This window comes from Bradyrhizobium retamae (assembly GCF_001440415.1).
GTDB classification, from domain to species: domain Bacteria; phylum Pseudomonadota; class Alphaproteobacteria; order Rhizobiales; family Xanthobacteraceae; genus Bradyrhizobium; species Bradyrhizobium retamae.
The window spans coordinates 35,636-48,838 of record NZ_LLYA01000167.1 but is presented as its reverse complement, the minus strand read 5'-3'; the positions used below and the strand labels follow the sequence as shown (position 1 = coordinate 48,838).

General features: G+C 54.7%; 18 protein-coding genes. All 18 read left to right on the top strand.

Annotated features, from left to right (window positions below; genetic code table 11):
- The first annotated feature begins 4 nt into the window (after positions 1 to 4).
- The 18 genes from CQ13_RS24560 (at position 5) to CQ13_RS47230 (ending at position 13,200) form a co-directional block, all read left to right on the top strand.
- Positions 5 to 838: a hypothetical protein gene (locus CQ13_RS24560; protein WP_057845418.1), complete on the top strand. Its 834-nt coding sequence runs from the start codon at positions 5 to 7 to the stop codon at positions 836 to 838.
- Positions 825 to 1,223, top strand: a complete 399-nt coding sequence (locus CQ13_RS24555; protein ID WP_245309291.1) for a hypothetical protein — start codon at positions 825 to 827, stop codon at positions 1,221 to 1,223. The genes CQ13_RS24560 and CQ13_RS24555 overlap by 14 nt, the downstream gene beginning before the upstream one ends.
- A 196-nt stretch (positions 1,224 to 1,419) precedes the next feature.
- Positions 1,420 to 2,232: a toprim domain-containing protein gene (locus CQ13_RS24550; RefSeq protein ID WP_156433878.1), complete on the top strand. Its 813-nt coding sequence runs from the start codon at positions 1,420 to 1,422 to the stop codon at positions 2,230 to 2,232.
- A gap of 89 nt (positions 2,233 to 2,321) precedes the next feature.
- Positions 2,322 to 3,482: an AAA family ATPase gene (locus tag CQ13_RS24545; RefSeq protein ID WP_210183079.1), complete on the top strand. Its 1,161-nt coding sequence runs from the start codon at positions 2,322 to 2,324 to the stop codon at positions 3,480 to 3,482.
- Complete coding sequence (locus tag CQ13_RS24540) at positions 3,482 to 4,591, top strand: hypothetical protein (RefSeq protein ID WP_057845414.1); 1,110 nt, start codon at positions 3,482 to 3,484, stop codon at positions 4,589 to 4,591. The genes CQ13_RS24545 and CQ13_RS24540 overlap by 1 nt, the downstream gene beginning before the upstream one ends.
- 176 nt (positions 4,592 to 4,767) lie before the next feature.
- Complete coding sequence (locus tag CQ13_RS24535; RefSeq protein ID WP_197427424.1) at positions 4,768 to 5,292, top strand: hypothetical protein; 525 nt, start codon at positions 4,768 to 4,770, stop codon at positions 5,290 to 5,292.
- A gap of 5 nt (positions 5,293 to 5,297) precedes the next feature.
- Positions 5,298 to 5,936: a dATP/dGTP diphosphohydrolase domain-containing protein gene (locus CQ13_RS24530; RefSeq protein ID WP_057845412.1), complete on the top strand. Its 639-nt coding sequence runs from the start codon at positions 5,298 to 5,300 to the stop codon at positions 5,934 to 5,936.
- The gene (locus CQ13_RS43400; RefSeq protein ID WP_156433877.1) at positions 5,933 to 6,106 is read left to right on the top strand and encodes a hypothetical protein; all 174 of its coding nucleotides are present in this window, start codon (positions 5,933 to 5,935) and stop codon (positions 6,104 to 6,106) included. Before CQ13_RS24530 ends, CQ13_RS43400 begins: the two co-directional genes overlap by 4 nt.
- 142 nt (positions 6,107 to 6,248) lie before the next feature.
- Entirely contained in the window at positions 6,249 to 6,560 is a 312-nt protein-coding gene (locus CQ13_RS45855) for a hypothetical protein (RefSeq protein WP_057845411.1), read from the top strand.
- Positions 6,560 to 7,138 (top strand): hypothetical protein, encoded by a 579-nt coding sequence (locus CQ13_RS24520; RefSeq protein WP_057845410.1) that lies wholly within the window; start codon positions 6,560 to 6,562, stop codon positions 7,136 to 7,138. Before CQ13_RS45855 ends, CQ13_RS24520 begins: the two co-directional genes overlap by 1 nt.
- A complete protein-coding gene (locus tag CQ13_RS43390; RefSeq protein ID WP_156433876.1) occupies positions 7,138 to 7,278 on the top strand; it encodes a hypothetical protein in 141 nt (46 codons plus the stop codon). The genes CQ13_RS24520 and CQ13_RS43390 overlap by 1 nt, the downstream gene beginning before the upstream one ends.
- A complete protein-coding gene (locus CQ13_RS24515) occupies positions 7,278 to 9,560 on the top strand; it encodes a DNA polymerase (RefSeq protein ID WP_057845409.1) in 2,283 nt (760 codons plus the stop codon). Before CQ13_RS43390 ends, CQ13_RS24515 begins: the two co-directional genes overlap by 1 nt.
- A 128-nt stretch (positions 9,561 to 9,688) precedes the next feature.
- Complete coding sequence (locus tag CQ13_RS24510; RefSeq protein WP_197427423.1) at positions 9,689 to 10,039, top strand: HNH endonuclease; 351 nt, start codon at positions 9,689 to 9,691, stop codon at positions 10,037 to 10,039.
- Between the two features lie 35 nt (positions 10,040 to 10,074).
- On the top strand, positions 10,075 to 10,326 hold the full coding sequence (locus CQ13_RS43385) for a hypothetical protein (RefSeq protein WP_156433875.1): 252 nt from the start codon (positions 10,075 to 10,077) through the stop codon (positions 10,324 to 10,326).
- 103 nt (positions 10,327 to 10,429) lie between these two features.
- Positions 10,430 to 10,570 (top strand): hypothetical protein, encoded by a 141-nt coding sequence (locus CQ13_RS43380; RefSeq protein ID WP_156433874.1) that lies wholly within the window; start codon positions 10,430 to 10,432, stop codon positions 10,568 to 10,570.
- A 26-nt stretch (positions 10,571 to 10,596) separates the two neighbouring features.
- The gene (locus tag CQ13_RS43375; protein WP_057845407.1) at positions 10,597 to 11,541 is read left to right on the top strand and encodes a hypothetical protein; all 945 of its coding nucleotides are present in this window, start codon (positions 10,597 to 10,599) and stop codon (positions 11,539 to 11,541) included.
- Entirely contained in the window at positions 11,542 to 12,615 is a 1,074-nt protein-coding gene (locus tag CQ13_RS24500) for a hypothetical protein (protein WP_057845406.1), read from the top strand.
- A 189-nt stretch (positions 12,616 to 12,804) separates the two neighbouring features.
- A complete protein-coding gene (locus CQ13_RS47230; RefSeq protein WP_082637620.1) occupies positions 12,805 to 13,200 on the top strand; it encodes an endonuclease domain-containing protein in 396 nt (131 codons plus the stop codon).
- The last annotated feature ends 3 nt before the right edge of the window (positions 13,201 to 13,203 follow it).

Sequence of the window (13,203 nt, the reverse complement as noted above, 5' to 3'; positions counted from 1 at the left end):
AACAATGGCAAAATGGACATACGAGGCGACCAAGAAAGGGTACGCCAAACTATGGGATAGCATCGAGATCAAATCGACCGATGCTAAGAATGCGGATCGTTTCGCCAAGCTGATTATCAAAGGCGAGACGAAGTACAGAGAAGTCGAAGCTGTTACAGGCGTACCGTGGTTCTTCCTCGGTGCGCTGCACATGCGAGAGAGTAGCTGCAACTTCGCTGGCGTGCTTCACAACGGCGAACACATCATCGGTACGAGGAAGAAGACCAAGCTCGTACCGGCTGGACGTGGACCGTTCAAGACGTGGGCAGAAGCAGCAATCGATGCCTTGGACCTGAAGAACCTTCGGGGCATTGCATGGTGTCCCTCTCGCATGGGCTACGAGGGCGAACGATTCAACGGCCTCGGCTACACCGGCAAAGGCATCAACTCGCCCTACGTTTGGGCCGGTAGCAACCACGAGCAAACCGGCAAGTACGTTGCGGACCATGTGTGGGACAAGAACTTCGATGACCCGCAGATCGGTACGCTGACGGTACTCAAGGCTCTGTGTGCGCTTCGTCCCGACATAGACGAGGCGATGCACGAGAACCATGTATCGCCGCCGCCTCCAATGACCACCAAGAACAAGGTTGTTGTCGGCGGCACCATCGCCACTACGACGGGCGGTGCCGTGGCTGGCGGTGCCAGCTACTTCGATCAGATACAGCCGTTCCTCGAAGTGTTCTCCAAGTACGGTACGACTATAGCGACCACGCTTACCGTGGCTGCTGTCGTCGGCTGTGTCGGCTGGTGGCTCTACGAGAAGTACGAAGCGAAGCAGGCCAATGTTTCTGCTTAAACTCGGTTGGAGCTATCTAACTAGCGGTGGACTGAACGGTGTGCTCTCGACGCTGACCGGCGTGTACAACAAGTACAAGGACAGTGCGAACGAGAGCGAACGCACTCAAGCAGCTTGGGCGAAGAACCAACTCGACGCCATGTCGGAGAACCGGCGCAACACGGCGGGCTTTTGGGAAATGCGGTTGCTCACGTTCTTGATCGCACTCCCGTTCGTCATCCATGTGAACCTCGTCGGCCTCGATACCAACTTCAAGATGGGTATCGGCGTGCTGAAGTTTCCTCCCCCGTTCAACGACTGGGAAGGTCAGATACTGCTGTCGTTCTTCGGACTGACGGCAGGACTACTTGGCATTAAAGCCATCACCAACGCATTTAGGCGTTAACACAGGGGACTACTATGGGAATACAGAACAAGGGTCATCAGTACGATCCGTGCATCCATTGCCACATACCGCACGATGAAGTCCCGCCCGGTGAATGCAAAGGCCGTGCTGGCGAAGACGTGTTCGATCTTCCTGACGAGGATCGTGTGAGCCTCGACGAACTGCACGCACAGGAACGTCGCGCCAAAGGCTGGTAATGGCTGACGATCCTGTATGGCTCACCACTGCCAAGACACTAGCAGCCGGGCGGCGCATACGGATCGAATGCTGCGCACAAGATAAGTCTCTCATGGTGAGTAACGAGGAACGAGGATACCGCGCCTATTGTTTTAGGTGCGGGCCTCGCGGCTTCGTTGCTCACGGCGACTTCAGCATAGATCAGTTGCGTCGTCGTCGGGAAGAGTTCGCTTTGTTGCAAGAAGCGCACGTCCGACTACCGAAAGACTTCACACTCGACATCCCAACCAGTGAAGCCGTCTGGCTTTATAAGGCGGGAATCAACGCGACCATAGCTAGGCACTACGGCTTTGGTTACAGCGCATCACTGCGCCGCGTAGTGATACCCGTGTATAGAGATGGCGCACTGGTTGGCTTCACAGCACGGAGCACGATCAATGCTAAGCCTAAGTATATTGAGCGTATGGCATCGCCTGCCCACGCTGTATTCACTGCTGACCCTGCTATTGCATTGCCTGCCACGGAAGACTGGCCTGAAGGTAGTGGACCGGATTTGGTCATCACAGAGGACATTCTGTCGGCAGTACGTGTGGGCCGTATCGCGAAGCGATGCGTGGCCCTCTTGGGTACAAGCGCGAATGAATACCAACTGGCGTGCGCAGAGGGTGCCAGAACCATTGCCATTTGGCTTGATCCTGATCGAGCAGGAAAGAAGGCGGCGTTCAAGCGCGAACGTACCCTCGCATTGCAGGGATACACGACCAAGCGCATCCGAACCGAACAAGACCCGAAATACTACAGCAACCGGGAGATAAGGAGACTGCTATCATAGATGTTATCCTACTGCGGATAATGCGCAGGAGGTCAGACTTCTTTAAGCTGAAGGACATGATACCCGGAGCGAACCTCGATCCACAAGCTGTGGCTATCATCGAGGACTTCGGAAAATACTTCGAGAAGTTTCCTACGCATACTTCCGTGGACATGACTACGTTCCTGCCTCGCTTCAAAGCGTGGCATCCAAAGATGAGCGACGAGAAGTTCAACGGCTATAAGGCAATGCTGTTGAACACTGTGCCTGAACCTGACGAAGATCAGCGGCGCAACATCCTCGCAGAACTATCTGAACTCGAACTGATGACGAAGCTGGCGAACCTTGCGGAGCAATTCCAGCAGGGCGATCTAGCCGATGCCTACGACGCTGTGAACCGGACAATGGACGGCTTCAGAGATCGTACAGGCAGACGAGCGATTAGCTACATCGACACGCCAATCGGAGAACTGTTGCAAGACGAGTTCGACGACAGCGGCGTAGAGTGGCGGATCGATTGTCTGAACCGCTCAATGCGCAAGCTGCGACCCGGAGACTTCGGCATCATTGCCGGACGCCCGGACAAAGGGAAGACTTCGTTCATATCGAGCGAGGTCACATACTTCGCCCCGCAGCTACCGCCAGATCGTAACATCGTCTGGCTGAACAACGAAGGACCGGGCAAGCGCATCATTCCGCGCCTGTACCAATCTGCACTGAACCTGTCCATGAGCGACATGAAGGAGCAGCACTCGCAAGGCGTACTAGTCGAGCAATACAAACAGTCCATCGGTGGACGCCTCGACAAGATACGAATCGTTGACGTGCATGGCTTCGCTACAGGACAGATCGAAAGCATACTAGAAGAGAGCAACCCCGGTGTCATCGTGTACGACATGATCGACAACATCAGGGGCTTCGGCGATATGGCACGTACAGACCTCATGCTTGAGGAAATGTACAAGTGGGCGAGAGAGCGCAGCGTCAAGTACGACTGCATCGGCCTCGCTACCAGCCAGATCAGTAACGATGGCGACGGGATGCAATTCCCTACTCTCGGAATGCTCAAAGACAGCAAGACCGGCAAGCAAGGTGCTTGCGACTTCCAACTCATGATCGGCGCATCCAATGACATTGGCCTAGCCGGTTCACGCTTCATCGGCCTGCCCAAGAACAAGTTGAGACGACCGGACGGCGCTAGCGATCCGCGCGCTGAAGTCATCTTCGACGGTACAAGGGCGCGCTACAGAGACATACCAGTAGGATCATAGTGACGGCAAAGAAGACTGTCCGCCCGGTTAAGGTGGACGAAGCGAAGCGCATCCTCGCGCTACAAGACCAAGTGAACCGTTTGACTAAGGACTTACGTAAGGCACTGCGCGACGGTAACTCGAACGACATCGTTAGTGATGTCCTCGGAGGCATCGTCAACACTCCGAAGCAAATCCCTGCTTGGGTACGCAAGGCTGAGCCGCGTGAACGCTTCAAGGCCACTCCCGAAGTCCCTGTGACAATGTGGGCTGACTGGCATCTAGGCGAGCGCGTGACGAAGGCTGAAGTCAACGGCGTGAACGAATACAACATGACGGTAGCGCGAGAGCGCGTCGAGCGACTGTATTCAGTGACAGACAAGCTCTGCACTGAGAACCATACCGGCGTGTATCCCGGCATCGTCATCAACCTTACAGGAGATATGGTCAGTGGGGGTCTTCACCCTGAACTGGTGGCAACCGACGAACTCGAAGCAATCCCGGCTTCGATTAAAGCATTCGAGTGGATTGCGGGCGGCATTGCGCGATTTGCTGACAGGTTCGGCAGAGTGTACGTGCCCTGCGTGCCGGGCAACCACGGACGCACCACGCATCGTCCTGAGTTCAAGCGATACTACCGCAAGAACTACGACTGGCTTATCTACCAGATGCTCATTCGGCACTTCGCAGACGATCCGCGAGTACAGTTTGATGTCCGACCATCCAACGAAGTCCTCTACCGAGTGTTCAATATTCGGTATCTCTTGCTCCACGGCGACATGCTTGGCGTGGGTGGCGGTGATGGGATCATTGGCGCGATTGGTCCGATCAGGCGCGGCGAAGTAAAGAAGTCAGGAGCTTATAGCTCGCAGGGCACTCCCTTCGACATGATGCTGCACGGTCATTACCATCAGCGTCTCTGGCTACCCAATTCTACGGGAGCAGGTTCGATCAAGGGTTACTGCGAGTACGTCAAGAACGCACTGAATGCGAAACCGGATCGTCCGACGCAGCCTCTGTGGTTCGTGCACGAGAAGCACGGACAGACGGCGCACTGGGACATCTACGTAGACAAAGCACCGAAGAAGTCATCCGAGTGGATGTCTGTTCTCGGCGCAGACGCTGCGTGAAGCAATACATCTTTCCATCCATGATGATCGTTATGTCACTTGGCTCTGCTGCGGTCTACGCAGTGGAGGGTGACGTTCGGCGTGTCATCTATTGGATTGGCGCAGCGGTGCTAACCGCGAGCGTAACCTTCTAGGACACAATGGCACAAGCCATCATACGCATGTACGATGGTCGCATGGTTGACGTGCTGAACCTTCAGCCGGAAGACGTGCGGCCACACAACTTCATTCACAGCATCTGCAATCTGAACCGCTACACCGGACATCTTCCATTCCCCATCTCGGTAGGTCTGCACTCGCTACGCATGGCCGAACGAGTGCCGCCGCATCTTCGTCAGGCCGCTCTGATCCATGACTGGTCAGAGGCTTGTTTCAACGACATAGCGTCACCGATCAAGGCGACACTAGGTAATTACAAGAAGCACGAGAAGGCAGCAGGACGCGTCATCTTCGACGCAATGCACGTACCCTACGAGTTGCTTGCCGAGATCAAGCAGTACGATGTGAAAATCCGACAGGACGAACGCATTGCTACGTGGGGATATGAGAACTGGAAGTCCGATAAGTGGACGCACGATGGCGATGCACAGCCAATCGGGATCACGTTCGTAGAGCAGCACTGGCGCGACGTTCGCGCTGAGTACACTGACTACTTCGTTCGATACTTCCCTGAACAGGATTTGATTACGTGGCGAACCTAAGCACTATGAAACTGGATACTGGTAAGGCTCCTATCGCTAGGGGCTTCGCCAGATACTTTCCCCGCGCCATCGAAGGCGTCGCACTTATCTCTCAGTTCGGCTACGAGAAGTACAAAGAATGGGGCGGCTGGAAGAAAGTCGAGGATGCGTTCAATCGGTACGATGACGCGCACGGTCGTCATGACAATGCACTTCAGCGTGGCGAGACGCATTGCCCCGAGAGCCACAAACTGCATCTGGCGCACCGAGCATGGAATGCACTGGCTACGCTTGAACTCTATCTGATCGAGGAAGAGGCTAAGCGAGGCGAGGCTACTCTTACGCAGGAGCGTAAGGATCAGTCATGGGCTGATGCTGCTAACGCTGATCGTGTGCTCGATGAAATAGAGTGGCGACAGTCAAAGTTCAATCTTCTGCACAGGGACGCTCTGGCTCGTCAACGCGGCGAGAACATCGGCGGCTCGCCTCGGCGCGAGACCATAGAGTGCACTACAGACTGGGCCACATGGGCTACACCAAACGACGCTGGCGGTGATGCTCCGGTGGACGCTACGGTAGTGCCAGGTACTGAAGGCGTGTTCACGTCGTGCGGTCGATGTAAGAGCGACAGGGAATGTGAACTGCGAGGATACTGTCTCGCATGAGTATCCGCAGAGGCTACTGGTACAAGGCCGGTGAAGCTGTCGGTGGGCCGTACAAGTCCATCGGTGAAGCCAAGGAAGCCGCATCAGAAACGAAGGCTACCGACATCAACATACGCGCGGTCGTCGAGATCGAGAAGCGTGTCGATGGTGAATGGCATACCGTTCACTGAAGCCGCGTAGGCGCTCGAAGCGCATCACACGCACACGTCGTCGAGAACGTCCGCACGACATATGGAGCGAGAACGACCTCGACTTTGATAGCGAAACAGAACTTGAGGACTGGATGATTGGTCCTCACGAACAAGGAACATCATGAAGAAGAAGATTTATATCACGCTGGCTGTCATCGTGGCGCTGGTGTGGGCTACTGCATGGGCGTGCAGCAAGAAGGCTGCGCCGGTAGCCAAGGCTCCTGTAGCTGTCACACAGCCGGTTGCCAAGGTGGAAGCACCGTACACCGTCACCAAGACGGACCCGGCTGTACCCGCTGCGAAGCCTGTACCGAAGCCCAAGCCTAAGCCGGTTGCAAAGCCTGCTGCACAGCCTGTCGAGAAGGCGAAGCCATCAGCGAAGTATCACAGCGCATTCGGTAACGATGCGTTCCCGGTTCTGCTGCCGAACTAATGGATCAAGCGCGAGTTACATCCGCGCTAGCTCTGCTGAAGAAGATAAACCAAGAAGGCTACAAGTCGGTGATCTGCGGTGGCTACGTTCGCGATACTATTTGCGACAAGCCAATCCGCGACATCGACTTGTATGTCTCCGGTGGAGACTTCAGACGAGTACGCGAGTTCCTGACAGACGAGGACTGCAACGCGGTATCGTTCGACGACAGCACTCCTGAGTATCGGCATCAGTCGATCACTAGACAGGAAGAGTTCTGTATGCGTCCTGAATTGCAGGATGATCTTCCAACTGACATCGTGAACCTGATCGGTCTTCACGATCACGACGACCAAGACCTGAATGTCAAGTCGATCATCAGCCGCTTCAACCTCGGTATCTGCAAAGCCGGTATCGAGTTGAGTGCCGGGCGATGCGTTATCGAGTACGAGTTCAGGCGCGACTACAAAGACAAGCAGATCACGCTGTACCGAACAGACTGGGGCTACGAAGCTACGATGAAGCAGTTCATCAAGCTGCAAGCGAAGTATCCGTGGCCGCTCCGTATTCCACCCAAGACAGAAGAGGATGTGTTCTGATGCTGTTGCAAGACGAGATCATTGAGCCGCAAGTAGAGTGCATGCGCTGCACAGAGATTGTCGGCGAATGTGATACCGAGAACGGTATCTGCAACTGGTGCCACGAAGAAGATCATCAGGCGACTGAACGCTATCGCTGATGTACAAGGTCTTCGACTTAGAGACGGAGACGCACAGCAGCTTCAAACGCAAAGCGTCTCCGTTCGACGAGCGCAACTGGATCGTGGCGCGCGGTTGGAAGAACCAAGGCGACACGACGTGTCAGTGGGAATACTTCCCATCCCACAATCGGACCTCGACATTAAAGATCGAGAAATCCGTGACGCTATTAGTTGGGTTCAATATCAAGTTCGACTTGCTATGGGAAATGGCGCAGGGCAACGAAAGCCTACGCGAGTTCTATAAGCGAGGGGGTAAAGTATGGTGCTGCCAGTACGCAGAGTATCTGCTGCGAGCGCAGCACCCCGACGCACACATGGCGTCACTGAACGACACTGCACCGAAGTACGGTGGCACTACCAAGATCGACGAAGTGAAGGCGCTATGGGATGCAGGCGTGCTTACGTCTGCGATCCCCGAAGACTTGCTGATCGACTACTTAGTTGGCACGCCGGAAGAACAGCGCAACGGCGGTGACATCCGCAACACGGAGATCGTGTTCCTCGGTCAGATCAAGAAGGCGGTGGAGCAGGGTCAAGTCAAGATGATCCAAGACCGCATGGACGGTCTCTGCGCCACTACGGAGATGGAGTTCAATGGGCTCAAGGTTGACGTAGCCGAAGCCGGTAGACGGCTGAAGGTACTACAGGCTGACCTTGCTGCACAGGACGACGAGCTTAACAGCTACGTCCCGACTGACTGCCCGTTCGAGTTCAACTGGGCGAGCCGCATTCACACTAGCTGCCTGATATTCGGCGGCACCGTGAAGTACCAGATACAGACTACGTACATCGACGAAGCGACCGGCGAGCTAGCCCGTAAGAAGGCTACGGAAGCGCACTGGTTGTTAGATGACGGTACAACTACAGCATTATCGCCTGACGAGTTTGCAGCGGCGTATGGTGATGTTGAAGTGTACGTAAAGTACCTGTCCGGTAAGAAGAAGGGCGAGTACAAGACCAAGCAAGTTGAAGTGCCCGGCGAACTGAAGGTGAAGTATCAGGACTTCCTGTACAGCTTCCCGCAGATCACGGCACCGAACGAGAAGTGGGCGACCAAGAACGAAGACGGTCTCGGCGCTCCGATCTACAGCACGAGCGGCGACATCATCGTTGAACTCGCGCTGCGTAACATTCCGTTCCTGAAGGCGCTGCGCACTAAGCAGAAGCTGGATAAGGAGATCGGGACTTACTACGCACGCAAGGACAACAAGGGCGAGTGGTCGGGAATGCTGACGTGCGTGCAGACGCGCGATCACATGATCCACCACAAGCTGAACCACACGAGCACGGTAACGTCGCGTCTGTCGTCGTCTGATCCGAACGGTCAGAACTTCCCTCGCGGTGATAAGTCCGAAGTCAAGCAGATGTTCGTCAGTCGCTTCGGTGACGATGGCGAAATGATCGAGGCTGACTACAGCCAGCTTGAAGTCGTGGTGCAAGGCGTGCTCACGAAAGACGAGCAGCTTTGCCAAGACCTTCGAGACAGGATCGACTTCCACTGCAAGCGAGTGGAGGCGAAGTTCAAGTCTACTGCTTCGCACATAACATATGAGTACGCACTCGATTGGTGCAAGAACGAGAACCATCCCGACTACAAGGCCGGGAAGACAGAACGAACGAAGTGCAAAATCTTCTCGTTCCAACGAGCCTATGGCGCAGGCGCTGCGACCATCGCAGAAGAAACGGGGATGTCGCTTGAAGAAACGCAGGCACTTATGCAGGCAGAGGATGAACTATATCCCGGTGTCGTTACTTTCAACGCCGATGTCGAAACCGCTGTCATCAAATCAGCAGAACCTTTTCAGGCTCTTGGAGATGATGGGAAGTGGAAAACTTACAGACGAGGATATTGGCAAGCTCCAACAGGCACTCTGTATACGTGGCGCAGCTATGATGCACCTGAGTATGCAAGACGACGTGGTAAGACTGACACTTTCAATCCACCCGAGATGAAGAACTACCCGGTGCAAGGCACTGGCGGTGAGTTCGTTCAGGCAATGTGCGGACGATTGTGGAGACGCTTCGTCGAGACTGACAACTACGGAGGCTTAGCCTTCCTGTGCAACACGGTTCACGATTGTATCTGGACCGACGCACACAAGTCGGTGCGCGATCAAGTCGCCGCCGACAAGAAGATGATCATGGAAAGCATTCCTGAATACTACAACGAGCGATACGGCATGGACATCACTGTACCGTTCCCGGTGGAAGTGGAGTGCGGGCCGAACATGAATAAACTAACGCATTGGCACGCGGAGTGATTACACAAGAAGAACTAAAGATACGGTTCGAGTATCGAGACGGTGAACTGTATTGGAAGAAGCCTACAGTATGGGGCGTAAAGGTTGGAGATAAGGCGGGTACGCTTCGCAAGGACGGATACGTTCAAGTGTCAATCCACAAGCAACTGTACTTACTGCACACACTGGTTTGGTTGTGGTTTACAGGAGAATACGTTCTCGACTTGGATCACGCGGATACTAACAAGAGCAATAACCGCTACGAAAATCTGAGAGAGGCTGGCAAGAGCCGCAACATGTTCAACGTTGCGCGCACTAAACGAAACACAAGTGGATACAAAGGTGTCTCGTACTGCAAGCAGACAGGTAAGTGGTTAGCGGCCATCTGCGCATACAAGAAGCGAAAGAACCTAGGACGGTTCGATACGGCGCTGTTAGCGGCACAAGCCTATGCCGTAGCGGCTGCTGAACTGCATCTTGAATACGCTCGGACAATATGAAGCTGCATCACTGGCAGCAAGCAGCATAGGACAACATGACAAAGTTTGACGGGGTTACGTATGACGAAGCCGCTGACGGTGATCGTCTTACTAGCCAACTAGATCGCGTGCATCAGCACATGCTGGATGGCAATTATCACAGCCTCGAAGCAATCGTCGTCAAGTGCGGCGGTACAGTCGCATCGGTGTCGGCTCGCTTGCGTGATCTACGCAAAGATAAGTTCGGCAAGCACACTGTGGAGCGTCGTCGAGTTGCCGGTGGTCTGCACGAGTACCGCCTTGCATGACAACGATGTGGGGACTGATCGTGGCCGGTGTCTTCATAAGCATCGGTCTTCATCGCGTCGGTAACGCTATCGACGGGCTGACCCAAGTTCTGAAGGAGGACGCATGATCTTACTGACCATCTACGACATCAACGAGTGGCATGTGATCGGATTTCTATCCTTCCTCGCTGCACTCGGTATCTACGGTATCTACTACATCGGCCGCACACTGTGTGCGCTCTATCGGTGGATCACTTCCACTTAACCGGCATTAAGCCACAAGGAGACTACATGACCAAAGCATTGAGCATCGCAGAACTCGCAGCGATTGCCGCTGAGCAGGAAGATCAGACCGTCGAGCAGACGGTATCGTTCGACAATGAACCGCCGCCTGCTGGCGCTACCGTCGGCCGCTTCATCGAGTACATCGAGATCGGCAAGCAGAAGCAGCCCGACTACAACGGCAAGCCCAAGCCCGACGCAGAGTGCGTCCGACTGACGTTCGAGTTGCTACATCCGAAGAAGAACATTCACGAGTACGAGGTCGAAGGTGAGAAGCGCGTCCGCGCCGACCGCGTGTCGATCCGTATCTCGAAGAAGATGTCGGACAAGGCCAAGTTCAAGAAGCTGTTCAACGCTATGACCTACGGTCGCGACAGCATCAAGCACATGGCTCAGATGTTGGGCGAGGCTTTCATCATCACGATCTATCACAACGTCGTCGAGGCTGAAGGCAAGAAGCGGACCTATGTGAACCTCGATCAGGATGGTCAGTACGGTATCCGCGCTCCGTTCATCATCGACCCGTTGGAAGAGACGAAGAAGGACGTGCCGGTTGGCGATCCGATCAGCCCGCTCCGTCTGTTCCTGTTCAACAATCCGACCAAGGAAACTTGGGACAGCCTGTTCATCGACGGCACCCGCGAAGTCAAGAAGGACGGCGGCGCAGTCGAGCACGTCAGCAAGAACTGGTTGCAGGAACTGATCCTCGACGCATCGAACTATTCCGGCTCGGCGCTGGAAGCGTTGCTCGGTGGTGTCGCTGAGTTGCCGACCTCCGAAGAGGAAGTCGCGGAGCAGCCGGAAGAGAAGCCGGTCGAGAAGAAGACCGTCGCCACGGTCGCCAAGGCCGCAGCGAAGCCTGCTGGTAAGCCTGCCGCTGCGAAGCCATCAGCGCCCGCCGCTAAGAAGGCAGCGCCTGCTGACGACGCGCTGGCCGCGCTGGGCCTCGTCTAAGTGAAGGTCAACGGCATCGAGCTAGGAGACCTCGACGGTCTAGCGCACGACGCTGAGACTGTAGAGTTCCCACCGCAAGTACACGGACGTACGGTACATATCGACGCAGACTTTCTCGCGTACCAAGTCACGGCAGAGAAGGTCGATGGTACGGACGACAAGACCTACGAAGACATGCAGCACAATGCTGAAGTCGCAGTGGAGACCCTACGGGGTCTCGCTGCTGCACAGCATGTGCATCTTCATGTCACTCCGTCAACCTCGAACAAGGGCGGTCGCTATGACCTCGCCTTGCTCAAAGAGTACCAAGGGAACCGCATTGAAAAACCCAAACCGCGCTACCTCGGGATCATGCGGGAATGGCTCGTCAAGCGATACCCCGGCACCCTTCATCAGTTCTGTGAAGCAGACGATGGCATGGCGTCGGCTCAGTATGCAGCAATTGATCGCGGAGATCGCAACCTCAGTGTCATCGCGTCCAAGGACAAAGACCTTCGTATGGTTCCCGGTTTGCAGCTCGACTGGGACACTGGACAACTTCGAGATACTAGCGATGACTTTGGATACGTCGAACTCGTAGAGCGTACAACGACAAGCGGCACTGTGAAGCAATTGAAGGGATTTGGTCACAAATTCTTTTGGGCACAAATGCTAATCGGGGATACGGCAGACAACATCAGTGGACTACCGGCGATCCCCGGTTACGTCATGAACTTCATCAAGCCGACACAGGCCGTTACAAAAGCGAAGGCTGTGCTGGAAGATGAACACGCGACGGATGCCAAGAAGGAGAAGGCGCAGAAGGTAATCGACGAACGCAAGGACGGTTTGTGCGGACCTGCTACGGCAATCTTGATACTTGACTTGATCGAGAACGCGGCGGTTGCGTTCGCTACGATCAAAGGACTGTACAAGAGGTACGGTGAAACTACGGGGTTCGTTCATCACAAGACTGGTGATCCTGTACCGTGGGGCAAAGCCTTTGCATCAGAAGGTCAACTACTGTGGATGCGAAAGCACAGCACTGATCCAAACTGCGTCTTAAACTATTGGCGACGGTGCGCAACGCAATGAGGTATAGACACGGCATAGTTGTGTTGATACCGTGGTTGGACAGTGACAACAACAGAAACCATTCAAGGTTCTCGTTCAGGGGCAACGTAGACAGAAGGCGCGTGCGGCGACAGATACGCCGCGCACTGAATAGTATTGGTATCAGTGCGCCTAAGTGGTGGCTCAACCACTATCTAAAACATCGATCCTATGTCGGAACCCCGTCGTAGGATCAAGACTGCGGAAATACCTATAGTCAAACAGGCTCTGTTGCAGAGACAGCATCACAAGTGCTGTCTCTGCCCGGAACCCTTAACTATGGCCTCTGCATGTCTGGATCATAACCACAAGACCGGATTAATCCGGGGGATTCTTTGTCGTAACTGCAATGGTATCGAGGGGAAAATATACAACCTAGCGAACAGAGCGAAGAGAACACTCACGCCTAAAGATTTCTTGGGGCAAGTCATCCTGTATTGGATCAAACACGAGACCGATCAGACTGGTCTCTATCATCCGCTACATAAGACAGCAGATGAGAAGCGCGAGCGCACTAACCGGAAGGCAAGACAGCGGCGCGCTAAAGCAAAAGAAACGGTTCAATAGGAA

Excerpts from the sequence above, each read along its gene's own strand:
- CQ13_RS24560 (WP_057845418.1), top strand. The coding sequence starts at position 5 with ATGGCAAAATGGACATACGAGGCGACCAAGAAAGGGTACGCCAAACTA.
- CQ13_RS24555 (WP_245309291.1), top strand. The coding sequence starts at position 825 with ATGTTTCTGCTTAAACTCGGTTGGAGCTATCTAACTAGCGGTGGACTG.
- CQ13_RS24550 (WP_156433878.1), top strand. The coding sequence starts at position 1,420 with ATGGCTGACGATCCTGTATGGCTCACCACTGCCAAGACACTAGCAGCC.
- CQ13_RS24535 (WP_197427424.1), top strand. The coding sequence starts at position 4,768 with ATGGTTGACGTGCTGAACCTTCAGCCGGAAGACGTGCGGCCACACAAC.
- CQ13_RS24530 (WP_057845412.1), top strand. The coding sequence starts at position 5,298 with ATGAAACTGGATACTGGTAAGGCTCCTATCGCTAGGGGCTTCGCCAGA.
- CQ13_RS43400 (WP_156433877.1), top strand. The coding sequence starts at position 5,933 with ATGAGTATCCGCAGAGGCTACTGGTACAAGGCCGGTGAAGCTGTCGGT.
- CQ13_RS45855 (WP_057845411.1), top strand. The coding sequence starts at position 6,249 with ATGAAGAAGAAGATTTATATCACGCTGGCTGTCATCGTGGCGCTGGTG.
- CQ13_RS24520 (WP_057845410.1), top strand. The coding sequence starts at position 6,560 with ATGGATCAAGCGCGAGTTACATCCGCGCTAGCTCTGCTGAAGAAGATA.
- CQ13_RS43390 (WP_156433876.1), top strand. The coding sequence starts at position 7,138 with ATGCTGTTGCAAGACGAGATCATTGAGCCGCAAGTAGAGTGCATGCGC.
- CQ13_RS24515 (WP_057845409.1), top strand. The coding sequence starts at position 7,278 with ATGTACAAGGTCTTCGACTTAGAGACGGAGACGCACAGCAGCTTCAAA.
- CQ13_RS43385 (WP_156433875.1), top strand. The coding sequence starts at position 10,075 with ATGACAAAGTTTGACGGGGTTACGTATGACGAAGCCGCTGACGGTGAT.
- CQ13_RS43380 (WP_156433874.1), top strand. The coding sequence starts at position 10,430 with ATGATCTTACTGACCATCTACGACATCAACGAGTGGCATGTGATCGGA.
- CQ13_RS43375 (WP_057845407.1), top strand. The coding sequence starts at position 10,597 with ATGACCAAAGCATTGAGCATCGCAGAACTCGCAGCGATTGCCGCTGAG.
- CQ13_RS47230 (WP_082637620.1), top strand. The coding sequence starts at position 12,805 with ATGTCGGAACCCCGTCGTAGGATCAAGACTGCGGAAATACCTATAGTC.